24 protein-coding genes, 2 tRNA genes and 3 pseudogenes are annotated in these 23,843 nt (G+C 64.9%); 14 read left to right on the forward strand and 15 right to left on the reverse strand.

Annotated features, from left to right (window positions below; genetic code table 11):
* Positions 1–28 precede the first annotated feature (28 nt).
* Both ACQCS0_RS15835 and ACQCS0_RS15840 read left to right on the forward strand, forming a co-directional pair.
* Positions 29–406, forward strand: a complete 378-nt coding sequence (locus tag ACQCS0_RS15835; RefSeq protein ID WP_354153768.1) for a metalloregulator ArsR/SmtB family transcription factor — start codon at positions 29–31, stop codon at positions 404–406.
* A complete protein-coding gene (locus ACQCS0_RS15840; protein ID WP_354153278.1) occupies positions 403–2,064 on the forward strand; it encodes a SulP family inorganic anion transporter in 1,662 nt (553 codons plus the stop codon). Before ACQCS0_RS15835 ends, ACQCS0_RS15840 begins: the two co-directional genes overlap by 4 nt.
* On the opposite strand, the gene ACQCS0_RS15845 is transcribed toward ACQCS0_RS15840, so the two are convergent.
* From ACQCS0_RS15845 to ACQCS0_RS15870, 6 genes and pseudogenes are all read right to left on the reverse strand, one after another.
* A complete protein-coding gene (locus ACQCS0_RS15845; RefSeq protein WP_160673224.1) occupies positions 2,054–2,278 on the reverse strand; it encodes a DUF3188 domain-containing protein in 225 nt (74 codons plus the stop codon). The genes ACQCS0_RS15840 and ACQCS0_RS15845 overlap by 11 nt on opposite strands.
* A 163-nt stretch (positions 2,279–2,441) precedes the next feature.
* A complete protein-coding gene (locus ACQCS0_RS15850) occupies positions 2,442–3,305 on the reverse strand; it encodes an HpcH/HpaI aldolase/citrate lyase family protein (protein ID WP_254746946.1) in 864 nt (287 codons plus the stop codon).
* Positions 3,306–3,395: 90 nt separating this feature from the next.
* On the reverse strand, positions 3,396–3,818 hold the full coding sequence (locus ACQCS0_RS15855; protein WP_354153277.1) for a low molecular weight phosphatase family protein: 423 nt from the start codon (positions 3,816–3,818) through the stop codon (positions 3,396–3,398).
* A pseudogene (locus ACQCS0_RS15860) lies at positions 3,815–4,206 on the reverse strand (flavoprotein); the annotation flags it as partial. The pseudogene ACQCS0_RS15860 and the gene ACQCS0_RS15855, both read right to left, overlap by 4 nt.
* Positions 4,207–4,351: 145 nt before the next feature.
* Positions 4,352–4,774 carry an arsenate reductase ArsC gene (locus tag ACQCS0_RS15865; RefSeq protein ID WP_354153276.1) on the reverse strand — a complete coding sequence of 141 codons (423 nt, stop codon included), beginning with the start codon at positions 4,772–4,774 and terminating at the stop codon, positions 4,352–4,354.
* Positions 4,775–4,856: 82 nt separating this feature from the next.
* Positions 4,857–5,531 (reverse strand): helix-turn-helix domain-containing protein, encoded by a 675-nt coding sequence (locus ACQCS0_RS15870; RefSeq protein ID WP_426939844.1) that lies wholly within the window; start codon positions 5,529–5,531, stop codon positions 4,857–4,859.
* Positions 5,532–5,577: 46 nt separating this feature from the next.
* Between ACQCS0_RS15870 and ACQCS0_RS15875 the strand changes: the two genes are divergently transcribed.
* The 6 genes and pseudogenes from ACQCS0_RS15875 to ACQCS0_RS15900 form a co-directional block, all read left to right on the forward strand.
* Positions 5,578–6,318 carry an MIP/aquaporin family protein gene (locus ACQCS0_RS15875; protein ID WP_354153274.1) on the forward strand — a complete coding sequence of 247 codons (741 nt, stop codon included), beginning with the start codon at positions 5,578–5,580 and terminating at the stop codon, positions 6,316–6,318.
* Positions 6,319–6,421: 103 nt separating this feature from the next.
* Positions 6,422–6,772 (forward strand): metalloregulator ArsR/SmtB family transcription factor, encoded by a 351-nt coding sequence (locus tag ACQCS0_RS15880; protein ID WP_354153273.1) that lies wholly within the window; start codon positions 6,422–6,424, stop codon positions 6,770–6,772.
* Positions 6,769–7,320: an N-acetyltransferase family protein gene (locus ACQCS0_RS15885; RefSeq protein WP_354153272.1), complete on the forward strand. Its 552-nt coding sequence runs from the start codon at positions 6,769–6,771 to the stop codon at positions 7,318–7,320. Before ACQCS0_RS15880 ends, ACQCS0_RS15885 begins: the two co-directional genes overlap by 4 nt.
* A 7-nt stretch (positions 7,321–7,327) precedes the next feature.
* Positions 7,328–7,666, forward strand: coding sequence for a YnfA family protein (locus ACQCS0_RS15890; protein ID WP_354153271.1), 339 nt, complete (start codon positions 7,328–7,330; stop codon positions 7,664–7,666).
* 56 nt (positions 7,667–7,722) lie between these two features.
* Positions 7,723–8,049: a winged helix-turn-helix domain-containing protein gene (locus ACQCS0_RS15895; protein WP_354153270.1), complete on the forward strand. Its 327-nt coding sequence runs from the start codon at positions 7,723–7,725 to the stop codon at positions 8,047–8,049.
* A gap of 62 nt (positions 8,050–8,111) precedes the next feature.
* Positions 8,112–8,762, forward strand: a pseudogene (locus ACQCS0_RS15900) (cation diffusion facilitator family transporter); the annotation flags it as partial.
* 453 nt (positions 8,763–9,215) lie between these two features.
* On the opposite strand, the gene ACQCS0_RS15905 reads toward ACQCS0_RS15900, so the two are convergent.
* From ACQCS0_RS15905 to ACQCS0_RS15915, 3 genes and pseudogenes are all read right to left on the reverse strand, one after another.
* A complete protein-coding gene (locus ACQCS0_RS15905) occupies positions 9,216–10,157 on the reverse strand; it encodes an aldo/keto reductase (protein ID WP_354153269.1) in 942 nt (313 codons plus the stop codon).
* Complete coding sequence (locus ACQCS0_RS15910) at positions 10,157–11,869, reverse strand: glycoside hydrolase family 13 protein (protein ID WP_354153268.1); 1,713 nt, start codon at positions 11,867–11,869, stop codon at positions 10,157–10,159. Before ACQCS0_RS15910 ends, ACQCS0_RS15905 begins: the two co-directional genes overlap by 1 nt.
* A gap of 53 nt (positions 11,870–11,922) precedes the next feature.
* Positions 11,923–12,210: pseudogene (locus tag ACQCS0_RS15915) on the reverse strand (ABC transporter permease subunit); the annotation flags it as partial.
* A gap of 20 nt (positions 12,211–12,230) precedes the next feature.
* Here ACQCS0_RS15915 and ACQCS0_RS15920 point away from each other — a divergent pair.
* Positions 12,231–12,365, forward strand: a complete 135-nt coding sequence (locus ACQCS0_RS15920; RefSeq protein ID WP_354153793.1) for a hypothetical protein — start codon at positions 12,231–12,233, stop codon at positions 12,363–12,365.
* A gap of 184 nt (positions 12,366–12,549) precedes the next feature.
* Here the strand turns inward: ACQCS0_RS15920 and ACQCS0_RS15925 are convergent, their stop codons facing one another.
* The gene (locus tag ACQCS0_RS15925; protein WP_354153267.1) at positions 12,550–13,206 is read right to left on the reverse strand and encodes an NAD(P)H-binding protein; all 657 of its coding nucleotides are present in this window, start codon (positions 13,204–13,206) and stop codon (positions 12,550–12,552) included.
* Positions 13,207–13,280: 74 nt separating this feature from the next.
* On the reverse strand, positions 13,281–13,838 hold the full coding sequence (locus ACQCS0_RS15930; RefSeq protein ID WP_354153266.1) for a dihydrofolate reductase family protein: 558 nt from the start codon (positions 13,836–13,838) through the stop codon (positions 13,281–13,283).
* Positions 13,839–13,966: 128 nt separating this feature from the next.
* Here ACQCS0_RS15930 and ACQCS0_RS15935 point away from each other — a divergent pair, with 128 nt between their 5' ends.
* Positions 13,967–15,352, forward strand: coding sequence for a protein kinase domain-containing protein (locus ACQCS0_RS15935; RefSeq protein ID WP_426939845.1), 1,386 nt, complete (start codon positions 13,967–13,969; stop codon positions 15,350–15,352).
* A 71-nt stretch (positions 15,353–15,423) separates the two neighbouring features.
* Here ACQCS0_RS15935 and ACQCS0_RS15940 read toward each other — a convergent pair.
* The 4 genes from ACQCS0_RS15940 to ACQCS0_RS15955 all read right to left on the reverse strand — a co-directional run bounded on the left by ACQCS0_RS15940 (position 15,424) and on the right by ACQCS0_RS15955 (position 19,100).
* Positions 15,424–15,497 (reverse strand) — tRNA-Met (locus ACQCS0_RS15940).
* Positions 15,498–15,559: 62 nt separating this feature from the next.
* Positions 15,560–15,631, reverse strand: a tRNA-Thr gene (locus tag ACQCS0_RS15945).
* A gap of 235 nt (positions 15,632–15,866) precedes the next feature.
* Positions 15,867–18,038 (reverse strand): DEAD/DEAH box helicase, encoded by a 2,172-nt coding sequence (locus ACQCS0_RS15950; RefSeq protein WP_354153265.1) that lies wholly within the window; start codon positions 18,036–18,038, stop codon positions 15,867–15,869.
* Positions 18,039–18,443: 405 nt separating this feature from the next.
* Positions 18,444–19,100 carry an MOSC domain-containing protein gene (locus ACQCS0_RS15955; RefSeq protein WP_354153264.1) on the reverse strand — a complete coding sequence of 219 codons (657 nt, stop codon included), beginning with the start codon at positions 19,098–19,100 and terminating at the stop codon, positions 18,444–18,446.
* A gap of 148 nt (positions 19,101–19,248) precedes the next feature.
* Here ACQCS0_RS15955 and ACQCS0_RS15960 point away from each other — a divergent pair, with 148 nt between their 5' ends.
* Genes ACQCS0_RS15960 through ACQCS0_RS15975 form a run of 4 tightly spaced genes read left to right on the forward strand, consistent with a single transcriptional unit; the run spans position 19,249 to position 23,841 of the window.
* Positions 19,249–19,863 (forward strand): Tat pathway signal protein, encoded by a 615-nt coding sequence (locus ACQCS0_RS15960; protein WP_426939846.1) that lies wholly within the window; start codon positions 19,249–19,251, stop codon positions 19,861–19,863.
* A gap of 2 nt (positions 19,864–19,865) precedes the next feature.
* Positions 19,866–21,077 carry a glutathionylspermidine synthase family protein gene (locus ACQCS0_RS15965; RefSeq protein ID WP_354153262.1) on the forward strand — a complete coding sequence of 404 codons (1,212 nt, stop codon included), beginning with the start codon at positions 19,866–19,868 and terminating at the stop codon, positions 21,075–21,077.
* 31 nt (positions 21,078–21,108) lie between these two features.
* Positions 21,109–22,623, forward strand: a complete 1,515-nt coding sequence (locus tag ACQCS0_RS15970) for an APC family permease (RefSeq protein WP_354153261.1) — start codon at positions 21,109–21,111, stop codon at positions 22,621–22,623.
* Between the two features lie 9 nt (positions 22,624–22,632).
* Entirely contained in the window at positions 22,633–23,841 is a 1,209-nt protein-coding gene (locus tag ACQCS0_RS15975) for an acyl-CoA dehydrogenase family protein (RefSeq protein ID WP_354153260.1), read from the forward strand.
* The last annotated feature ends 2 nt before the right edge of the window (positions 23,842–23,843 follow it).

The following is a 23,843-nucleotide window of genomic DNA, read 5'->3' on the forward strand; positions in this document are numbered from 1 at the left end:
CGGCCGTGACGAGAAAGCACAGGCAGCGATGATTTCGGCAGCGCAATCCCCCTTATACGAGATCAAGGCAAACCTGTTCAAGGCCCTCGCCCACCCGGCGCGGATCCGAGTGCTCGAACTGCTGTCCGCGGCGCCGGACAACTCGGGCACCGTCAGCTACCTGCTGGCCGAGACGGGCCTCGAGGCATCCCACCTTTCCCAGCATCTCGCCACCCTGCGCCGGCACGGGGTGGTGACCTCGGTCCGTTCCGCAAACACCGTGACCTACCGGTTGGCCCACCCGAAGATCGCCGAATTGCTGGCCATCGCACGGACCTTCCTCCTCGACAGCCTGACCGATTCCAACGAACAGCTCAAACTCGCGCAGGGACTGCCCAGCGAGCATCTGAAGGGTTCAAATTCATGAGTGCTGCCCTGGCGCATCTCAGCCGGTTCCTGCCGTCCCGCCGCGACTATGACGGGCTGCGTTCGTCCTGGAAAACGGATCTGCTGGCCGGCATCACCGTGGGGATTGTGGCCTTGCCGCTGGCTTTGGCCTTCGGAGTGAGTTCAGGCGTCGGCGCCGAAGCCGGACTCATCACCGCCGTCGTGGCCGGCCTGGTCGCTGCGGTCATGGGCGGCTCGCACGTCCAGGTCTCCGGCCCCACCGGCGCGATGGTCGTGGTGCTGGCCCCGGTGGTCGCCACGCACGGCGTCGGCAGCATCGCATTGGTCTCCCTGATCGCAGGGCTGCTGGTGGCCATCCTGGGCATCAGCGGGCTGGGCCGGGCGGTGGCCTTCATCCCGTGGCCGGTAGTGGAGGGCTTCACGCTCGGCATCGCCGCGATCATCTTCCTCCAGCAGGTCCCCATGGCCACCGGCACCGCGGGGATACCGGGCCACAACACCCTGCTGGCCGCCGTCGAGAGCGCCTCCCAGGCCACCTTGCCCGCAGTTCTTCAGACGCTCGGCGTCGTGGTGGGTGTGGCTGCCGTGATGCTCCTGCTCCCGAAGCTGAACAAAGCCCTGCCCGCGAGCCTGGTCGCGGTGCTGCTGGCCACCGTGGCGGCCGAGCTGCTGCAGCTGGACATTCCACGGATCGGCGCCCTGCCGCACTCCCTGTCCGCACCATCGATGCCGTCCCTTGATCCGGCAGCGCTGGGCGGGCTGCTGATGCCCGCGGTGTCCATTGCGATACTTGCCGCTATCGAGTCCCTGCTGTCCGCACGGGTGGCGGCCGGCCTGGCTGGCCCTGGCGGGAGGCCCTCCGGGGCGTACAGTCCGGACCGGGAACTCATGGGGCAAGGGCTGGCCTCAGTTGCAGCGGGGTTCTTCGGCGGCATGCCGGCCACAGGCGCCATCGCCCGGACCGCGGTCAATGTACGCTCCGGAGCCAAGACCCGGCTCGCTGCGATTGTTCACGCGCTCGTGCTGCTGGCCATCATCTACCTGGCAGCCGGCCTGGTAGGAAAGATCCCGCTGGCGGTCCTGGCCGGAATCCTGATGGTCACGGCAACCCGCATGGTGTCACGGCACACGGTCACTGCCATCATGCGCTCCACCCGAGCCGACGCCTTCGTGTTCATCCTGACGGCGTTTATTACCGTGGCCTTCGACCTGATCGTGGCCATCGAGATCGGGCTTGTCGCCGCGGCCCTCTTTACGCTGCGGAAGTTCGCCACGCTCAGCAGCGTAAAGCGTGAAGAGATTCCGGGACCGCACGAGGAGGGGGACGAGCACATCGCGCTATTCAGGCTGGACGGGGCCATGTTCTTCGGCGCCGCGGAACGCGTCCTGCAGGAAATTAGCCAGGTCCGGGACATCCAGGTGGCAATAATCCGACTGTCACAGGTCCGGATGCTCGACGCCACCGGAGCCCACATGCTGGTGGAGGTCATCTCGGCGCTGGAGCTGCGCGGCGTGACAGTCCTGCTGAAAGGTGTTCAGCCCCAACACCTCGAGCTCGTGACCAACGTCGGCGTCATACGCTCACTGAGGCATCACAAGCACCTGTTCACGTCCCTGCCCGAGGCTGTGGAGCACGCCCGCAGCCACGTACTCCGGAACGCTGCCGCTAACGCTTGAGGTTCTTCCGGATGGTCTGGCCCCGCACCACAATCCCGACGATGTGCAGGACCAGGCCCAGGCCGATAACCGCAAGGGACGCCATGGCGAGGTCACGGTTGTTGGTGGTGTTGCCCACCAGGTTCAGGATGATCCCGACGCCGATGAGGCCCATGGCGCCGAATACCAGGACTTTGTACGAGGTGGGCGCTGACTCCCAGAATTCTTTGAGCACCGTGACAGTCTACCGAGCAGGTTCAGAACAGCGATTCCTGCACGGCCGGGCTGCCGCCGTCGTGCCCGACCGACTGCGCCGGGGCGCCATCCAAAAAGACCCCGTGAACCAGATAGCGGGTAACGGTCACGGGGTCTCCTGTGCTTTGGGTGTACGGGTGGGGCTACAGCGCCGGCTGCACGCCGAACGCTACCGCGAGCTTCATGATCTTCTCGGCGCGGCCCAGACGGGGCAGGTCCGAGCCGTCGCGGATGACGCGGCCGTTGGCTTCGAAGTCGGACATAAAGTCCGTGGCCCAGGCGACGTCCGACGGCGTGGGGCTGATGACCTCGTTGATGACGTTGGTCTGATCGATGGCCAGGCACAGCTTGCCGGTCATCCCCATCATCACGGTGATGCCGGTCTGCTCTCGCAGAATGGGGTGGTTGGTGCCGACGGTGGGGCCGTCGATGGGGCCCGGCAGGTTGCCGACGCGGCTGGCAACCACCAGTTTCGCGCGCGGGTAAGCCATGGCCTCCGGGGTGGCCGCCATGCCGGTGTCGCGGCGGAAGTCGCCGGAGCCGAAGGCGAGGCGGAAAGCACCCTGGGCCTTGGCGATGTTGTTGGCTTCCTCGATGCCGAGCGCCGATTCCACGAGCGGGATGACGGGCGTCTTGCCGTCCATCCGGTGGAAGCTTTCGGTCACCTGGTCAGCTGATTCGGTCTTGGCGAGCATCACGCCGAGCAGGCCGGGCGTACCGCGCAGCCCTGCCAGGTCATCGGCCCAGAACGGGCTGGTGGCATCGTTGATGCGGACCCAGGCCTGGCCGCCGCCGCTGAGCCAGTCAATCACGTGTCCGCGTGCCTCGTCCTTTTGCGACGGGTCCACGGCGTCCTCGATGTCCAGGATAATCGAGTCAGCGCGCGAAACAGCCGACTGGTCAAACAGGTCGGTTTTCATGGCGTTGACCAGAAGCCACGAACGGGCGATTTCTGCTGGGATATTGCGCTTGGGGCGTAAGGTCTCGGTGGCGGTGGGTGACGTCATGCTACTACCGTATCTGCCCGGGCACCGCCAGCGCTAAGCCATGGCGCCGGACGTGCCGAACAATACAGATGCGACCGGGATACGGCAGGCTCAGTTGCCCGTGAGTTCCGCATAGAGCTTTCGGACGCGGGTGTTGATATCGTCGCGGACAATCCGCATGCGTTCGGTGCCTTCGATGCCCCGGGTGGAAGGTTCGTCGGTTTCCCAGGTTTCGAAGCGGGTGCCTTCGCGGGCTTCGAGCTTGGCTTCGGTGCCCAGCACGATAACGACGTCGACGGCGTCAAGCACCTCGTCAGTGACGGCCTTGGGGTGCTCCCCCGTGATGTCGATGCCGAGCTCGTTTAGGGATTCCACGGCCTCACTGTTCAGGCAGCTGCCCGGCCTGGTGCCTGCCGAGTAAACGGTGACGTCGTTCCCGGCGAGATCGCGCATGAGGCCGGCCGCCAGTTGGGATTTGCCGCCGTTCTTGCTGCAAACGAACAGGATGCGGGGAGAGTTGGCGCCTTCGGTCATGAGTTGGTGTCTTCTTTCTGTTCTGCGGAGAGGCCGTGGACCAGCCCGGTAGGGAAACCTGTCGAGGCCGCGGGGACGTCGCAGCTGGTGCCGCCATCGGAGGAGCACACCCCGGTTTCGGGCAACTCCAGGTGAACAGTGCCCGCCGCGGCCTGGTCGCCGGCGAGAGCCGTGGCGACAGACCTGACCTGTTCGTAGCCCGTAGCCAGCAGAAACGTCGGGCACGGCCATAGGACTTCATGCCGACGATGTAGAAGTTTGCCTCCGGGTGGGCGAGCAGCCTGGCACCGTGCGGCTGGACCGTGCCGCAGGAGTGGAATTCGGGTTCGATCAGCGGCCCCAGCCGGGCGGGTGCTTCGACGGCGGGGTCAAGGTTCAGCCGGAGTTCGCCGCACCTCTGGAGCCGGAAGGATATCTCCGGCGTCGCGGCCAGCGGGGCAAGGTAGTGATCAATCAGCTCACCGCCACAAGGCAGTGCCGTCAGGCGGGGGGCCTCCCAACCGGTGGGTTCCAGCAAACGCTCTGCCGCGGCGTCAGCTGTTCGCCGGGATCAGTGACTCGATGAGTTCTTCTATGCGGGTCTTGATCTCGTCGCGGATGGGGCGGACGGATTCGACGCCCTGGCCGGCCGGATCCTCCAGGACCCAGTCTTCGTAGCGTTTGCCCGGGAAGTAAGGGCACTCGTCGCCGCAGCCCATGGTGATCACGACGTCGGACTCCTTGACGGCCTCTGTGGTGAGGACCTTGGGGATCTCGGCAGACATGTCGATGCCGAGCTCCGCCATGGCCTCGACGGCGGCCGGGTTGACCTTGCCGGCGGGCTGGGAACCGGCGGAGCGGACCTCGATCCCGCCGTTGGAGAGTGTGGCGAGGAAGGCGGCGGCCATCTGGGACCGGCCGGCGTTGTGGACGCAGACGAACAGAACGGAGGGCTTTTTGACGGTTTCGATGCTCACGTGGTTCTCCTTGGATCCAAACATTGATACTTGTCGATACAGTGAGTGTCGGATTAGATATTGACGCTTGTCAATATCTCGTTTAGGCGGCACGCAGTCGGGGCGCCAGGTCTCGGACGCGGTGTGAAATGTCGGTAAAGGCATTGTCAAAGGCCTCCCTGGTGTTCAGTCGCAGGGGATCCGAAATTGACCAATGGATACCGCGAAGACCGGAGAGCTCCTCATGGGCGTTATCGCACACGGTCACAATGAAGTCGTCGTCGCGCCCAACATCCTCCAGCCGGCGCGGGGAAACGTGGGCCAGGGCCACGCCGTGCCGGCGGGCGACATCGATGGCCCCCGGGGAAATACTGCCCGCCGGATGCGTTCCGGCCGAGATGCAGGGAATTCCGCTGACCTGCTTCCAGAGCGCGGCGGCCAGTTGCGACCGGGCACTGTTCCGCGTGCACAAGAAAAGCACGCGGCTGGCCCCGCGCCCGGCCCCCGGAGCGAGCCCTTCGAGCGCACCGGCGGCGAGCCGGAAGTAGCTGCGCCGCCTGTCTGCTTCTGAGCGGTGACGGGTCGCCAGGCCCGCCCCCTCCAACGCGCGCAGGTGGTGGGAGAGCAGATTCGATGGCATCCCGAGCTCGGCCTGCAGTTCCGTCGGGGAAAGATCACCCAGTGTCAGCAGGTCCACGATGCGCAGCCGTGCGGGATCCGCGAGGGCGGCATGCTTGGCGACCCGCGCCTGAAAGGCTTCAGCTGGCTCAGTATTCATTGGTTCAATTTTGACTGAGATAATATCGTGGGTCAAGCTAGTTGGCATGACTTCCAATCAGCCGCCACTGTGGCGCCGCGCCGTCGCCGAACTGCTGGGCACCGGCCTGCTCGTCACCATCGTTGTCGGTTCCGGGATCGCGGCGCAGCAGCTATCCCCCGGTGACGTGGGCCTACAGCTACTGCAGAACAGCACCGCCACATTCCTGGGATTGACTGTATTGATCCTCATCCTCGGCCCCGTCAGCGGCGCTCATTTCAACCCCGCGGTCTCGCTCGTCGACTGGGTCCTGGGGCGGCGCCGCGGTACCGGGTTGACACTGCCGGAGCTCGGCACCTACGCGATTGCACAAACCGTGGGTGCCGTCGGCGGCAGCGCGCTCGCGAACGCCATGTTTGAGGTGGGAACCTCCATCTCGATGAAGGACCGTGCCACCACCGGGCACCTGTTGGGTGAAGTCGTCGCCACCGCAGGACTCGTCCTGCTGATTTTCGCCCTGGCCGCGACCAACCGGGGAGCCCTTGCGGCTCCGGCGGTAGGTGCCTATATCGGCGCCGCCTACTGGTTCACGTCCTCGACGTCGTTCGCCAACCCGGCCGTGACGGTCGGCCGCATCTTCAGCGACACCTTCGCCGGCATCGCGCCGGGCTCCGTCCCCGGCTTCGTGGTGGCGCAGCTGCTCGGGGCAGCCGTAGGTCTGGGGCTGCTGCTCTTCCTGTTCCCCTCCGCCGCGAACTATGCGGACGACGTCGTCCTTCCGCGCTCGTCGGAAAAGGCCAGCTCCTAGTACGTCACCGGCCGGCCGGGCCGGGTGCCCCCGGCAGCCGAGCCGCGACGGAACCGCAATGCCCATATATTGATGACAGTCAATATTGAGGCATAATGGGTACATGAACTTGGCGCCCCTCCTCGACCAGGCCACGGATGACGACTGCCGCACTCCGGCAGGGCCGACAGCGCTGGGGGCCGAGGAAGCGCAGCAGAAAGCCCTGGTCTTCAAGGCACTGGCCGATCCGAACCGGCTGCGGCTGCTCTCCATCGTCAGGGCCGATGCTTCCGGCGAAACCTGCGTGTGCGACCTGACGGCACCGCTGGACCTGGGCCAGCCCACGGTCTCCCACCACCTGAAAATCCTGGTGGAGGCAGGGCTGCTGCACCGCGAAAAACGCGGCACCTGGGCCTACTACTCCCTCGTCCCCGGCGCCCTCGACGCCGCCGCCGGCATCCTGGCCAACTTATGACCTCCACGGTGACCCTGCGGAACATGGAGCCGCCCGACTGGCCGTCAGTCCGGCGGATTTACCAGGAAGGTATCGACACCGGCCAGGCAACCTTCGAAACGCAAGCCCCTGACTGGGACTCGTTCGACCGGTCCAGGCTGCCCGGCCACCGCCACGTCGCAGCATCCACCTACGGTCAAGTCCTGGGCTGGGCCGCGGCATCGCCCACTTCCTCCCGACCGGCCTACGCAGGAGTAGTGGAACACTCCATCTACGTGACCGCGGAAGCCTGCGGCTTTGGTCTCGGCAAAGCCCTCCTGAACGCTCTCATCAACTCCACGGAGAGCGCTGGAATCTGGACGATCCAGGCCACCGTGTTTCCCGAGAATGGACCCAGCCTCCGCCTCCACCAGACCGCAGGTTTGGCGCGTCCCGGGCAGTGTGTCATACGGATCGCCCCTAGTCCGTGCCGAGCCAACTCAGCCGCTTCAAGGTCCAGGTCACCCAAGCTGCGGGAAACTTTCAACACAGCCGCACCGGCAGGACGCTCGGCAATCGCCCTGCAATGATGAATCCGTGACTATCGCAAAAACAGTTCTGTTGTTCATCCTCGCCGCCGCGGCCGAAATTGGTGGGGCCTGGCTCGTTTGGCAGTCTGTCCGCGAGGGCAAGGACTGGTGGTGGGCGGGCCTGGGAGTGCTCGCCCTCGGGATCTACGGCTTCGCCGCGACCCTGCAGCCGGACGCCCACTTCGGCCGGATACTCGCCGCCTACGGAGGAGTGTTCGTGGCCGGATCACTGATCTGGGGCATGATCTTCGATGGGTTCCGGCCTGACCGGTGGGATGTCACCGGCTCCGTGATCTGCCTGCTCGGGGTGGTCGTAATCATGTTCGCACCACGCAACGCTGTCTGAAAATCCGCCTTGAATACATATATCCGTGAATACATTCCTGGCTGTACTATTGACTGATGGAAACCCTTGTACGTGCCCCGGTTCTGGCCCGGTTCGGCTACGCGGTCTCCGACCCTACCCGGGCGCGGATTCTGCTCGCCTTGGCGGATGTGCCCGGATACCCGTCCGACCTGGCCGATTCACTGGGCGTCTCGCGGCAGAGCATGTCCAATCATCTGACATGCCTGCGGGGCTGCGGCCTGGTGGTGGCCGTCCCGGACGGCCGGCGGACCCGGTATGAGCTTGCTGATGCACGGCTGGGCCACGCGATCATGGATCTGTTGGGCGTAGTGCTGTCCGTGGATCCTGCCTGCTGCGCACCCGACGGGACGTGCCTGGCGTGACCACGGGAATTCAAAGTGGGCCGACCGCTGACCGCCGTGTTGTCCTGAGCCGCCGCATCCGCATGTTCGCGGCCGCGACGATCACCTACAACGTCGTTGAGGCCGTGGTCGCATTGTGGGCGGGCAACTTGGCCGGTTCCTCGGCCCTCGTCGGATTCGGGCTTGATTCGTTGATCGAGGTCGCTTCCGCGGTCGCCCTGTCCTGGCAGTTTTCCGCGCGGGACCCGGAACGGCGCGAGCACATCACCCTGCGGCTCATCGCGATATCCTTCTTCGCCCTCGCACTGTTCGTCGCCGCGGACTCGGTCAGGACCCTGTCCGGAGGCGACCAGGCACAACATTCCAGCCCCGGTATTCTGATCGCTGCCCTGTCCCTGGCCATCATGCCCGTCCTGTCCTGGCTCCAACGCCGAGCGGGCCGAGAACTTGGCTCCCGAACCGCGGTCGCAGATTCAAAACAGACCCTGCTATGCACATATCTGTCCGCCGTTCTGCTGGTGGGCCTGGTTCTCAACAGCGCACTGGGATGGTGGTGGGCAGACGCCGGCGCGGCACTGATCATCGCCGGGATCGCCACTCGCGAAGGCCTCAACGCCTGGAAAGGGGACGTTTGCTGCGCCGTCCCTGAGCCGGGAACCGGACCGGCCGATTTGCTCGATCCGGCATCCCGGAAGTCGGATGTTGCGCAAAGCCATGCTTCCGGCTGCTGCGCCGTAGCCGAATCGAGTACCGGCAGTAAAGTGAGAATAGAACTCCTGCACATCGATGACTGCCCGAATGTGGCAAAAGCACTCGAGCAGGTGGAAGCCGCCCTGGTAGCCTTGGGTCGCCAGGACATCCGCGTCCATATGCGGCGCATCAAGACTTCGGCAGATACGGCCGGGACAGGCTTTGCCGGTTCTCCAACGATCACGGCAGACGGGGCTGACATCTTTCCCGCCGGGGCGCCGGCCGGCGATCTAGCCTGCAGGATCTACCTCACGCCAGACGGTCTTGCCGGCGTTCCGACCATCGATCAGGTGATGGAAGCCCTGACGAACCACGGCCTCTGACACTTACCATCAGCGTTCCGTCTTGCCGTGACCAACTCATAAGGCTTCCCCCGTGATCGAGCCTGACGAGCTAGTGTCAAAACTCTGGATCTCGACAGGCTCGATCACCGGGGCTCAGGGGAGGGTGCTGCCCCGTGCCGCAACCCATAGCCCGTACCAGTCGGCCCGGGTCATGGCCTCCGCAACGCGGGCGGCGTCCGCGCAGGCCGCGATTCTCGCCGTATTAACGGTGCCGATCACGGGCGCGATGCCAGCCGGATGCTTCATCAGCCATCCCAGAAGGACAGCCTCCCCCGTGGTGCCGTACTGACCGGCAAGCTCCGCAACCATCGCGGCCGCGGCAGTCTCGGCCGCCGTCGGGTTTTCCGGAGCTGCCCCGGTGTACAGGCCCTGCGCCAGCGCACCGTAAGCCTGCACGGTGACGCCGTTGCTGCTGCAGTATTCCAGAGTCCCGTGCGGGAAGCTGTAATCCACCGATTCCGGATGGTTCACCAGCACCTGGCTCTCCAGCCAGGCCCGCTTCAGCAGGCTCATCTCCAGCTGGTTGGCCACCACCGGCACCTCCAGCCGTTCCTGCAGCGCATCGATCTGCGCGCCGGACATGTTGGACACCCCCAACGCCCGCACCTTGCCGTCAGCCAGCAATTGCCCGACGGCGGCCGCCACCTCCGCCAGGTCCGTCAGGGGATCCGGGCGGTGCAGCAGGAGGACGTCCACGTAGTCCGTCTGCAGTCTCTTCAGGCTGCCGTCCACCCGTTCCAGGATGGATTCCCGGCTGAGGTCATAGTGCGTGGCCAGCCCGCGTTCGTTGAGGCGGATCCCGGACTTGGTCTGCAGCCGGATCCGGTCGCGCAGCCCGGGCGTTGCCGCCAGCACCTCGCCGAACACCGCTTCAGACTTGCCGCTGCGGTAGATGTCCGCGTGGTCGAACAGCGTAATGCCGGCATCCAGTGCGGCCTCGACGGCGGCAGCGGCTTGGTCCACATGTTCGGTTCCGTGCGGTTCGTCGGTCCAGCGGCCGCCCAGGCCCATGCAGCCGTAGATGAGTTCCTGCATCAGCGCAGCCAGGCGGTGCTGTTGGCGCCCAGTTTGCCGTCTTCCATCGCTGAGCTGCTCACCAGCAGCGCTCCTCCCGGCAGTTCGACGGCGGTGTCCCCGAAGTTGGTAACGGACTGCCAGCCGCCGGGGCGTCGGAAATGCAGGACATCCGGGGAACCGGTCTCCACCCATTCCAGCTCCTCCCCGGCTTGGAGATTCCGGCGCAGCTTCAGGCCCGTGCGGTACAGCTCCAGGGTGGAGTTTTCGGCCCCGTCCTGCGCCTCCACCGCGTACTTGCTGAACCAATCCGGCTGCGGCAGGTGCGCGCCGCCGTCGCCAAAGCCGAAGGAGGTCCCCTCAACCGTCCACGGCAGCGGCACGCGGCAGCCGTCACGGCCCACCTCAACACCCTTGTTCCGGAAGAAGGCGGGGTCCTGGCGTTCAGCGTCGGGAATCTCTGCCACTTCCTGCAGTCCCAGTTCCTCGCCCTGGTACAGGTAGGCGGAACCGGGAACCGCGAGCATCAGCAGGGTGGCGGCGCGGGCACGGCGCTCGCCGAGCTCCACGTCCAATTCCTCCTTGGGGCCGCCGGCCAGCAGCCAGTCCTTCCCGTCCTGGCCCTTGGCGTGCTTCCTGCGTGCGGACGTCTTGGGCAGGCCGTAGCGTGTGGCATGCCGGACGACGTCGTGGTTGGAGAAAACCCAGGTGGAGGAAGCGCCGGTCGCGGCGGCTTCGGCGAGGTTGCGGGTGATGATTTCGCGGAAATCCTCGGCGTTGAAGTCAGCCTGGAGCAGGTCGAAGTTGAAGGCCTGGCCGAGGCCCTCCGGGCTGGCGTAGCGGGCACGGCGGGTGGCATGCACCCAGGCTTCGGCGACGGCGGTGCGTGGCGGGTTGTATTCGTTGAAGACTTCGCGCCATTCGACGTAGATGTCGTGCACGTCGTCCCGGTCCCAGAACGGGTGCGAACCGTCGTCGAACCCGTCGGTACCGGTGTTGGCCTCGGTCAGCTCCAGCTTGGAGAGGAGCGGCTCGGTGAGGTCCTTGGTAAGGGCATGGGCAACGTCCACGCGGAATCCGTCCACGCCGCGGTCGGACCAGAAACGCAGGGTCTTCAGGAAGTCATCGCGGACCTCGCGGCTGGCCCAGTTCAGGTCCGGCTGCTCCTTGGCGAAGATGTGCATGTACCACTGCCCGGGGGTTCCGTCGGGCTCGATGATGCGTTCCCAGGCGGGTCCGCCGAAGACGGAGTCCCAGTCCGACGGCGGAAATTCGCCGTTGGGTCCTTTACCGTCACGGAAGATGTAGCGCTCGCGCGCGGCGGAACCCTTCGGCGAGGCGAGTGCCTCCTTGAACCAGTTGTGCCGGTTCGAGGAGTGGTTGGGGACAATGTCGGCGATCAGCTTGATGCCGGCGGCGTGCAGCGCTTTGGCCATCTCGTCGAAGTCCGCCAGCGTGCCCAGTTTGGGGTCCACGTCGCGGTAATCGTCAACATCGTATCCACCATCGGCGAGGGCTGACGGGTAGAACGGGCTGAGCCATACGGCGTCGATGCCCAGTTCCCGCAGGTAGGGGACCTTGGCCGTGATGCCCTTGATGTCACCCATGCCGTCCCCGTTTGAATCGGAGAAACTGCGGGGATAGATCTGGTAAACCGCGGCCTGGCGCCACCAGTTGGGATCGGCCAGACGGTCGGAATCGGACAGGGTTGCCAGCATGGCAGTGGTGGACAAAGGATGATCCTTTTCTCTTGTTTGGGTTGTTCTTGCTGGGTGAATAAGTCTGGCTATTTAACGGCCCCGCGCATGACTCCGGACAGTACCCAACGTTGGGCCAGGATGTAAACCACCAGTGTGGGCGCCATGGCCATCAGGTAGGACGCGAACGCGAGGCTGTAGTCCGTGTTGAATTCGCCCTGGAACAGCATTTGGACCACGGGGAGGGTCTGCAGCGACGGGTCGGCGATCATCATCTGCGGCAGCAGAAAGTCGTTCCACGAGCCCAGGAAAGCGAAGATGCCCACCGTGGCGTTCATGGGGGCCAGCAGCGGGAAGATGATCTTGCGGAACACCTGCCGCGGCGGACGGCGATGCCGTGGCGCTGAAGATTCCCCCGCGCGTGGCGGTCTCGCCGTTGGGGGACTCGATCGTGACCGTGGGAGCCGTCCGGTGCGCCCTCGACCACGTGGAGAAGAACACCCTGGACTTGGAGCTCGCGGTTCCGGCGTAAGTTATTCCGGCATGATCATGGTCCGCAGGTCCAGCCGCCGCAACACCCTGTCCGCCACTTCGGGGTCCATGTCAGTTTCATTGCGCGCCAGCACCACTTCCTGCCGCGAACGGCACCACGAGGGTTACCCCGCTGCGCGCCGCCATCGAGGCCACCAGCCTGGTGATAATGGCAGTCCCCTCGGCTACGGCTGCGGCTCAAGCGCCGCCGCGATAGGCAGGGTGCCGTCGCGGAATTCGATGGTCTTTCCCGCCGTTCCGGGCAGGTCCAGCACGGCGGCTGCCACACTTGCCGCATTGCTGCGGGAGGTTGCCCCGTTGCCTTCCCTGCTGGGATCCACCTCGATAAGCCCCGTCCCCGGCTGATCCGTCAGCGTCCCGGGGCCCAGGATGGTCCAGGCCAGTGTGGTGCCACGCAGGTAGTCATCCGCCGCTGCTTTGGCGTCTGCGTAGGCAAAGAAGCTGTTCTCTGCCGGGACTCCATGGTCCGGTCCCGCGCCGAGGTAGGACACCATGATGTACCGCCCGACGCCGGCTTCCGCCGCCGCGTCCATGGACCGGATGGCTGCGTCACGGTCCACCGCATAAGTGCGGTCCGGACTTCCTCCCCCGGCCCCGGCGGACCAGACCACGGCGTCATGGTCCCTGAGGGCGTCGGCGATTGCCGCCGTCGTCGAATTTTCAACATCCAGTACTGACGGCGTAGCTCCGGTTGCAGCGACGTCGACCGCATGGTCCGGGTTGCGGATGATCGATGTGACGCTGTGACCTTCGGTTGTAAGAAGCGCGGACAGGTGGAGGGCCACTTTGCCGTGGCCGCCGATGATAACGATGCGGGTCATGCCCCCATTCTGCCCCTCGCGGCGGCGGGCAGGCGCATTTGCCGGCGGTATGTGGACAGCAGTCCTGGCCGCCGTCAGGAGAGCGTGCGGTAACGGAGGTAGACCACGCCGTTTCCAATGGTGTGCTCTTCGAGGAGTTCAAGCCGCAGGCCCAGCCCGTCCGGCAGGAATCGCCGGCCTCCTCCCACTGCCACCGGGTTAAGGAACAAACGGCATTCCTCCACCAGTCCTGCCCGGAGCGCGGCGGCCGCCAAGGTGGGGCCGGCGATGCTGATGTTCCCGTCAGTGACGTTCTTCAGGTCCCGGACGGCCTCGGGAGCAAAAATCCGCTCAATCCCGGTTTTGGCCGTGGATGCGGCGGTGAGGGTGGTGGAATAGACAACTTTCTCTGCCCTCTGCCACATCCGCGCATAGTCCCGGATATAGGCCGGGAGATCGGGAGTATCCATGGTTTCCCACACCGACATGACCTGGTACATACGGCGGCCGTAGAGGTAGGTTTCTACGTCGCGTTCGACATCGTTGACGAAGGTATGCACCTCCTCGTCCGGCTCACTCCAGTTGAAGTTGCCGTCCCGGTCCGCCACATAGCCGTCCAGGGACGCGATGCCTGAGTAGAAAAGCTGGCCCATACGGCCCATTGTGCCGCCGCCCGCCCGCCGTTGGATAGATACCGCCGGGAACGCGGTATCAGACCCTGCGGATTGGCAGGCTAGTGGATGCTTTAGCGCCGGGCAACCCAAGAAAGTAAGGTTGCTGAGTGATCACTCCGGACAGCAGCCGCTCAGACATGTTCCTCGGCGGCCGTTACCGCGTCCTGGAGCGGATAGGCTCCGGCGCGATGGCCACCGTGTATCGGGCCGTGGATGAATTCCTTGGGCGTGACGTAGCTGTCAAAATCATCAGGAAACCAGCCCGCAGCACCAGCGGCGCAGGCGCGGACGACGATGAGGTGAAGATCCTGGCCCGCATGCATCATCACGGCCTGGTCACCCTTTTGGACGCCGGCGTAGACCGCTCCGTCCCTGGCCGGCCCAGGGTCTACCTGGTGATGGAACTGATCGATGGACCGGATCTGAAGCAGCGGCTTGGCAGCGGCCCTCTTGGCGCGCGCCACACCGCACAAATAGGGCGTGACCTCGCGGACGCTTTAGCCTATATCCATCGCAATGATGTCATCCACCGGGACGTCAAACCAGGCAATATCATGATCTTTGACTACCATAATGACGCCGCGAGAATGCGGGCGAAATTGACCGATTTCGGAATCGCGCGCATTTCAGAAACACCCAAAGATGCGGACGGTGCGTTTTTGGGGACCGCGGCCTACCTCAGCCCGGAACAGGCACGCGCTGAACCTGTTACTCCGGCCAGCGATGTTTATTCCCTCGGCCTGGTCCTGCTGGAGTGCCTGGCCGGAAAGGCAGCCTACCCCGGGGACCCACTGCAGAGCGCCGTCGCCCGGCTGTTCCAGGACCCTCCCATTCCTGCCGACATGGATCAGGACTGGAAGACACTGCTTGCCGCCATGACCGCGGCCGACCCGTTGGACCGACCCGCAGCCCGCGAAGTGTCCATGTCACTCGCTGAGCGGGTCTCAGCGGGCCGGGGCAAACGCAAGGTGGACCCCTCCATCATTCCCGACGACGAAGCCGACCGCATGGCCGCGGTGCACCGATACCGGGTCCTGGACACCCCGCCGGACGGCACCTTCGACAGAATCACCGCACTGGCAGCAAGGCTTTTCAACGTCCCGATAGCAATCGTAAGTATCGTCGATCATGATCGCATCTGGTTCAAGTCCCACCACGGGACCACGGTCGCGCAAGTCAACCGGGACCCGGGCCTTTGCGCGTCAGCCATCATGCAGGGCGAGGTCTGGGTCGTGGAGAACGCACCCGAAGACCCACGGACACTCTCCAATCCCCTAGTCGCCGGAGATTTCGGCCTCGGTTTCTACGCCGGCGCACCGCTGAGGACCCGCGAGGGCTATAACCTAGGAACCCTGTGCATCCTCGACATCGCCCCGCGGACGATGACGCCGGCAGAAACGGCCACTCTGCAGGATCTGGCAGCGTTGGTCATGAATGATCTGGAACTGCGCCTCGCAGGCCGAAAATCAGCTCAAACCGTGCTGTCGCGTTAACCCCGGGCAGTGCGAACTATTATAGTCGCCAAAAACCCCCGGAATCTCAAGGAATCCGGGGGTTTTCTATGTAGCGGTGGGGAGGCTCGATCTCCCGACCTCACGATTATGAGTCGTGCGCTCTAACCAACTGAGCTACACCGCCACGAATGAGAAAAACCTGCGCCAAGCCGGTCAAAAACCGCCTTGACACAGGCCCTCATCCAGAGCCCCCCACCGGAATCGATCCGGTGACCTCGTTCTTACCAAGAACGCGCTCTACCACTGAGCTAGGGGGGCAACGAGTAAATACTCTACCGGAAGATTTGGCCACCAACAAATCGGCTCCAGAACGGTGCGAAAGGGGCCAAAAATGCCGGAAATACGGGACTCCTGGGGCCTTCGGGCGGACCATGCACGGGCCCGGAGACGGATCCCTGAGGACATGTGACCAAGCGAACATAAGCGGCAAGGTTAAAGCAGAACGGGCCGGCAGACAGCCAGCCCGTTCTCAGTTCACTTTAGAAAGCAGTGGTTACCACTTGTTGCGGGGCTTGAAGCCGCCTTCGGTGCGCGGCTTGCGTGCCGCGTCTGTGCCCACGCTGCGCTCGTTGCGGTCGCTGAAGGAGCGGCCGCCACGGTCAGCGGAGCTACGCTCGCCGTCGGTCTTGCGGAATTCCTTCTTGAACCCGCCGTTGCCCTTGAAGTTGCCGCCACGGTCGCCACCGCCGGCGCCGCCGCCGGAGTAACCGCCGCGGTCGCCGCCGCCACGGTTGCCCTGGTAACCGCCGCGGTCGCCGCCACGGTTGCCCTGGTAGCCGCCACGTTCGCCGTCGCCGGAGGGCTTGCGGCCGTTGTCCAGCTCGAGGTGGATCAGCTCGCCGCCGATCCGGGTGCGGGACAGCGCCTTCAGCTGGTCGGCGCTAAGGTCTGCCGGGAGCTCCACGAGGGAGTGGTCGGCGCGAATGTCGATGCCGCCGATGTTGGCCGAGGAGATGCCGCCTTCGTTGGCAATGGCGCCCACGATGGAGCCCGGCATAACGCGCTGGCGGCGTCCGACGGCGATCCGGTAGGTGGCATTGCCTTCGGTGAGCGTACGGGTGGGGCCACGTGAGCCGAAGCCGTCCTTGGAGCGCTCGCGCTTCTGGAAATCGGGAGCTGCGGCCAGTTCCTTGACGAGCAGAGGCTGACCGCCCTGGGCCATCACGGCCAGCGCAGCAGCGATCTCCGAGGCCGGCACGTTGTGCTCTTCCTCGTAGGAGGAGATGAGGTCGCGGAACGCGGCAACGTCCTCGGACTCGAGGGTCTCCGTGATGCGCTCGGCGAACTTGCCCAGGCGCAGCGTGTTGACGGTCTCGGCCGTGGGCAGGTGCATCTGCTCTACCGGCTGGCGGGTTGCCTTCTCGATGGAACGCAGCAGGTACTTCTCCCGCGGCGTCATGAACAGGATGGCGTCGCCGGAACGGCCTGCACGGCCGGTGCGGCCGATGCGGTGGACGTAGGACTCGGTGTCGTGCGGGATGTCGTAGTTGACCACGTGGCTGATGCGCTCAACGTCAAGGCCACGGGCGGCGACGTCGGTGGCCACCAGGATATCGATGCGGCCTTCCTTCAGCGCCTCGACAGTGCGTTCGCGCTGCTGCTGCGGGATGTCGCCGTTGATGGCGGCAGCCTGGAAGCCGCGGGCCTTCAGCTTGTCAGCCAGGTCCTCGGTAGCCATCTTGGTGCGCACGAAGGCGATAACGCCGTCGAACTCTTCAACCTCGAGGATGCGCGTCAGGGCGTCAAGCTTGTGCGGGCCCATAACCTGCAGGTACCGCTGGCGGGTGTTGGCGCCGGTGGTGGTCTTGGACTTGACCGAGATCTCGGCCGGGTTGTTCAGGTACTGCTTGGACATCCGGCGGATCTGGCTCGGCATCGTGGCCGAGAACAGTGCAACCTGGCGGTCCGACGGAGTCTGCTGGAAGATCTGTTCCACGTCTTCAGCGAAGCCCATGCGCAGCATTTCGTCAGCCTCGTCCAGCACCAGGTACTGGAGCTCGGACAGGTCCAGGGAGCCCTTGGAGATGTGGTCGATCACACGGCCCGGAGTACCGACAACAACCTGGGCACCGCGGCGCAGGCCGGCGAGCTGGGGGCCGTAAGCGGAGCCGCCGTAGACGGGGAGGACGGTGAAGTCATCGATGTGCTTGGCGTATGAGGTGAAGGCCTCGGCGACCTGAAGCGCGAGCTCGCGGGTCGGAGCCAGGACCAGGGCCTGGGTCTTGCGGGACGGGCCGTTAAGGTCGTGGAGCTCGGCCAGACGGGACAGGGCCGGTACTGCGAATGCTGCAGTCTTACCGGTGCCGGTCTGGGCGAGGCCCACAACGTCGCGGCCTTCAAGCAGCAGAGGGATGGTTGCTGCCTGGATGGGGGAAGGCTTTTCGTAGCCGACATCCTGCAGCGCAGCGAGGACGCGGGCATCGATACCGAGATCGGCGAACTTGACGCCCTCTTCTTCGGCTTCCTCAGCCTTGGCGGGTGCTGCTTCGGTCTTAGCTTCTTCAGCCTTGGCTACGGGAGCTTCTTCAACCTTGGCGGGAGCGGCGGGGGCTTCGGCTTCAGTGACGGCGGGCTCTGCTGCGGGGGCAACGGCCTCGGTGAATTCGACGGCGACGGTTTCGACAGTTACTGCTTCAACGGTGGCGTCATTTTGATTTTCGGGCATAGGGAAATTTCCTCATCCATAGGGGGCCAGGCGGCACAACCCGAGGTGAGCGGAGCCGCAGTACGTGTGCCGTGGGTGCCGGGCATACATTGACCGGCCGGTCACTTAGAAGTCCGGCGCTTTCGCAATCCCGTGGCAGGACTTCCCGCTGCATCTCTTGGCTGCTATCTCAGCAGTCTGTACAGCGTTTTCTTTAGCCGGCTCTCCCTATGAAAATGCCCGCATCACAATAGCGGGCCCCAACACTTGCCAGTCCTGCCTCAAAAATTGGGCAGGAATAAGGGATTTCCGGAGTGGGGGATGTTTCAAGTGTAAGGTACAGATCCGCTTTGCGGCTAATTGAACGTACGACGACGGCGGTGAGCTTGCGCACATGGCTCCCCTGCCAGCCACTCAGCTGGGCCGTTACCCGCGTGAACGCCGCAGCAAGGCTTCGAATTTCTGGTCGAATTCGGGCTGCTGCAGGCGGATCTCGCGGTCGGCGTCGGCGTCCCGGAGGAGTTCCATGGACTCCAGGTCAGGCTCGCTGAACCATTTGCCCACCGTAATGCCGTGGTTGGGCACAAAGAAGCGGTGGATGTGGTCCCCGGCCTGGATGCTGCCGGTGCGGATCACCCTGAGGTAGGCGCCCACGCGCCCGGCCTCCGTGAAGCGTTTGACGAAGCGGGGTTCGTCAAAGCGCTGTTGGAAGGTGGCACAGGGCGTGCGCGGAGAAGTGACTTCCAGTTCCACGTCCAGTCCGATCTTCCAGCGCTCCCCGATGACGGCGCCGGTGGTGTCGATGCCGGCCACGCGAAGGTTTTCGCCGAAGATCCCGGGCGGGAGGTCCCGCTGGAGCTCGCCGGCCCAATAGTCCGCGTCGTCCTGGGAGTAGGCGTAGATGGCCTGGTCCTCCCCGCCGTGGTTGATCCGGTCCGCCTGGACATCGCCGTGCAGGCCCAGCCGATGGACACGGACCGGGCCCTCCACCGGGCGCTTGTCGATAGCCGTCACCCCCACGCTCCCCTCAGTGGCGAGAAGTTGGTGGACGCGGCAGATGGCCAGCACGGATGCGGTTTCCATGGCTCCAGTGTAGGTTCCCGGGCCCGCATTGGGACTGGGCGGCAGGGTGGGGACTTCTGCCCCCGGTTTCCGCTCGCAGCCAGCCAGGGCAGCGGCTAGGCTGAACTCAGGATTGAGCTTCCGGCGCACAGTTGCGCCCACATTCAGCATGGACTACCAGGGGGACGTCATGGACCCGGAAAAGGGCCAAGGCAACGGTCCGGACAGAGACCAGCCCAAAGACCAGGTCGCCGGTCAAGGCAAGGATCACGGCGTGCCGAAGCCGCCGCCCTGGCAGGTTCCCAAGCCGGAACTGCGCCCTGAACTCCTGAACGAACCTATTCCTACGGTTGATCCCTTCGCCCGTGACCGCGAGCGCCAGGCCCATGAAGCCGCCGCGCAAAAAAAGCGTTCCCAGCGGCGGACCGTCGTGGTGGGGTTGGGAGTCACGGCCCTCCTTGCCGGCACCATCACCGCTGTTGTGGCCAGCAACCAGGATGAGGCCGACTACGCCCAGGTCTGCTTCAACGACGAAACCGGCGAGCGCGTGGAAGATACTCAGTGCAACAGCTCCGCCGGCCGCAGTGGCGCACTCTATGCATGGTACTTCTACTCCCGCGGCGCCAGCGTTCCCGGGGTAGGCCAAAACCGGTCCTCGTACCCGAGTTACACCAGCACCATCCCCAGCGGCGCCAAGGCTTCCACCGGGTACAGCACTAAGGGCGGAACAGTCAGCAGGGGCGGCTTTGGCAGCAGCTCCAAGGGCGGAAGCACGGGGGGCTAGGCGTGAAGCGGTTGTTATCGGAGCCCAGGCCTGACTGGAAGCAGAAGATCGAAGAGCAGGGCCTGGTCTTCTCCACCACCACCATGCCCGACGGTAAGAAGATTGAATATTGGAACGAGGCTGCCTACTACGAATTCACCATGGACGAGGTGGAGACGCTGGAGGTCACAGCCGAGGACATGCACAGAATGTGCCTGGAGGCGGCCAGGTTCCTGGCCACCGGCGCCATGGGGAACATCGGCATCGGCCCGCAGGCACTGGAGCTCGCGGCTGAGTCTTTGCAGGCCGCTGACTTGGATGTCTACGGCCGCTTCGACTTTATCTATGACGGCCAGGGCGGACCGGCCAAGATGCTGGAGTACAACGCCGACACCCCCACGGGCCTGATCGAGGCCGCGGTGGCGCAATGGTTCTGGCTGCAGGACGTATTCCCCGACAAGGACCAGTGGAACGGCATTCACGAAGCCCTGATCCGGCAGTGGAAGAAAATGCAGTACCGCACCGGCATGAGCACGCTGCACATTGCCCATTCGGAGGCTGAGGAGTCCGGCGAGGACTGGATGACGGCCGGATACATGCGGGACGTGGCCAGCCAGGCGGGCTGGACCACCATCGGCATCAACATGTCCGATATCGGCTGGGATCCCAACCTGAACCGCTTTGTGGACCTGGACAACTTCATGATCAGCACCATGTTCAAGCTGTACCCGTGGGAGCTGATGATGAAAGAACCGTTCGGGCACCGGCTGCTGCAGCGAGCGCACAATCCCCGCTGGGTGGAGCCTGCATGGAAGATGCTGCTCTCCAACAAGGCCTTGCTGGCCGCGCTGTGGCATCTGTACCCGGACCACCCCAACCTGTTGCCCGCCTACCTGAACGAACCCGGACCCCTGAAAGAATGGGTGGCCAAGCCGCTGCACGGGCGCGAAGGCGACAACATCAAAATCCACGCTCCGGGCATCAGCTTGGAGCAGCCCGGCGGGTACGGCCGTGAGGGCTGGTGCTACCAGCAGTTCCACGCGCTGCCCGACTTCGCCGGCAACCACCCCGTCCTTGGCCTCTGGGTGGTGGACGGCGAGTCCGTGGGCTGCGGGATCCGCGAATCGAAGGGCCCCATCACCGATTATTTCTGCCGTTTTGTGCCCAACACCATTGACGCCCCGGCGCCGCTTTCAGCGCAGGCGCACTCCAGCAAAGCAGGTATCGCACTATGAGCCCCTTGACCTTCCCGAGCCCGGTGACCGTATGAGTGCGGAGACGACGACGGCGGGCGGCGGTTCCGGCGGTGCCGTCCCCGCCAAGGGGCTCCACGCGGGAATCCTGGACCTCGGCGACTCGGTCATGCTGGGCCTCGCGTCCACGGCGCCCGTGTATTCGCTGGCCGCCACGCTGGGCCTGATCGTCGCCGTGAACGGAACCTACACTCCCCTGATCCTGGTCCTCGGGTTCATCCCTGTCCTGTTCATCGCCTACGGGTTCCGTGAGCTGAACAGCGCCATGCCGGACTGCGGCACCACGTTCACCTGGTCCCGCCGGGCGTTCGGTCCTTGGGCGGGCTGGCTGGGCGGCTGGGGAGTTGGCCTGGCCGGCATCGTGGTCCTGGCCAACCTGGCGCAAGTGGCAGGCCAGTACCTGTGGCTGCTGATCGGCGACGGCTCACTGGCCGAAAACAAGGTGGTGGTCACGGCCACCGGTGTGCTGTTCATCGTCTTTATGACCCTGGTGAACTACCGGGGCATCCGGCTGGGCGAGCACGTCCAGCGGGTCCTGACCTACGTGCAGTACGTATCGCTCGGCATCTTCGCCCTGGCCATCATTATCCGGATCGCGGGCGGTGCGCCCGAGGGCCAGGCCTTCGACGTCGAGTGGTTCAACCCAGCCGGAGCCTTCGCCGATGCGGGCGCCGTGGTGCACGGGGCGCTCCTTGCCCTGTTCATCTATTGGGGCTGGGATACCTGCCTGGCGGTGAACGAGGAGACCGAAAACCCGTCAGTCACTCCCGGCCGCGGCGCCGTCATTTCAGCTTTTGTCCTGGTGGCCATCTACGTCTCGGTAGCCCTCCTGGTGATGATGTACGCCACCGTGGGTACCGAGGGCATTGGCCTGGGCAACGAAGCGAACCAGGCCGACGTCTTCCTGGCCATGAAGGACGTTGTTTTGGGTCCGTGGGGCTGGCTGATTGTGGTGGCAGTGCTGGCCTCGGTCCTGTCGTCCACGCAGACCACCATCCTGCCAACGGCCCGCGGCACCCTGTCGATGGGTGTGCACGGCGCGCTGCCGCCGAAGTTCGGCGAAGTCCACACCCGAAACCAGACCCCCGGATTCTCCACCCAGGTCATGGGCGCAGCAGCCGTGGTGTATTACGTGGCCATGAGCTTTCTCAGCGAAAACCTGCTTTCCGATTCCATCGGCGCCATCAGCCTGTTCATCGCGTTCTACTATGCACTGACCGGCTTCGCGTGCTTCTGGTATTTCCGCGGCACGCTGCGGGAATCGGCCCGCAACCTCTGGTTCCGGGGCATCTTTCCGCTGCTCGGTGCACTGATTCTCACCGCGGCCTTTTTCATTTCCGCCGTCCAGATGTGGGATCCGGCCTACGGTGACACCCAGATCTTCGGCGTCGGCGGGGCGTTTATCAGCGGCGTGGTCCTCCTGGCACTGGGTGTGGTCCTTGCCGTTGTCTGCCGGTTCCTGCCGTCAACGCGGGAGTATTTCACCGGGGAGCCCACGGCCGCTGCTGCCGCACCGACGTCGGCCTAAGATACTCAGATGAGCGACGCTGATGTCACTGCCGAAGTAACTGCCGCACCGGACCCGTCGGACATTCTGGCCCTTGACGCGCTGCTGAGCGCGGACGAGCGAGCACTCAGGCAGCGGATCCGCGACTTCACCGACCAGCGGATCAAACCAAACATCGCCCGCTGGTATGATGACGCCGTCTTTCCGCTGGAGCTGGCTCCCGAGCTCGGCGAGCTGGGCGTGCTGGGGATGCACCTGGAAGGCTATGGCTGCCCGGGCCGGTCCGCCGTCGAATACGGCCTGGCCGCGATGGAACTCGAGGCCGGCGATTCCGGGATCCGGACCTTCGTCTCGGTGCAGGGATCCCTGGCCATGACAGCCATCCACAAATGGGGTTCGGAGGACCAGAAGCAGGAGTGGCTCCCCCGGATGGCTGCCGGCGAAGTGATCGGCTGCTTCGCCTTGACCGAACCCACGGCGGGCTCGGATCCGTCCTCGATGACCACTTTTGCCCGCCGGGACGGTAACGGGGACAACGCCGGCTGGGTCCTGGACGGCGCCAAACGCTGGATCGGGCTGGCGTCCGTGGCCGGGGTGATGGTGGTGTGGGCCAAAACCGACGACGGCGTCCGCGGCTTCCTGGTGCCGGCCGGCACGCCGGGCGTAACCACCACCCCCATCGCGCAGAAACTCTCCATGCGCGCTTCCATCCAGTGCGATGTGGCGTTCGACGGCGTCCGGCTGGCACCCGAGGCCATGCTGTCGGGCGCGCTGGGCCTTCGCGGACCGTTCACGTGCCTGAACGAGGCCCGCTACGGGATCGTCTGGGGTTCCATGGGCGCCGCGCGTGATTCCTACGAGGCCGCCCTGGCGTATTCGCAGGACCGGCTGCAGTTCGGCAAGCCGCTGGCCGGGTACCAGCTGACGCAGGAAAAGCTGGTGAATATGCTGCTGGAGATCCAGAAAGGCACCATGCTGGCCTACTACCTGGGGCGCCTCAAAGACGAAAGGAAGCTGCGGCCCGAGCAGATCTCGCTGGGCAAGCTGAACAACGTGCGCGAGGCCATAAAGATCGCCCGGGAAGCCCGTTCCATCCTCGGCGGCAACGGCATCACGCTGGACTATTCGCCGCTGCGGCATGCTGCCAACCTGGAGTCAGTCCGCACGTACGAGGGAACCGACGAGGTCCACATGCTCGTCCTTGGTCAACACATCACCGGCCTCGGCGCGTTCCGGTAAAC

The organism is Pseudarthrobacter sp. S6 (assembly GCF_050156575.1).
GTDB lineage: Bacteria > Actinomycetota > Actinomycetes > Actinomycetales > Micrococcaceae > Arthrobacter.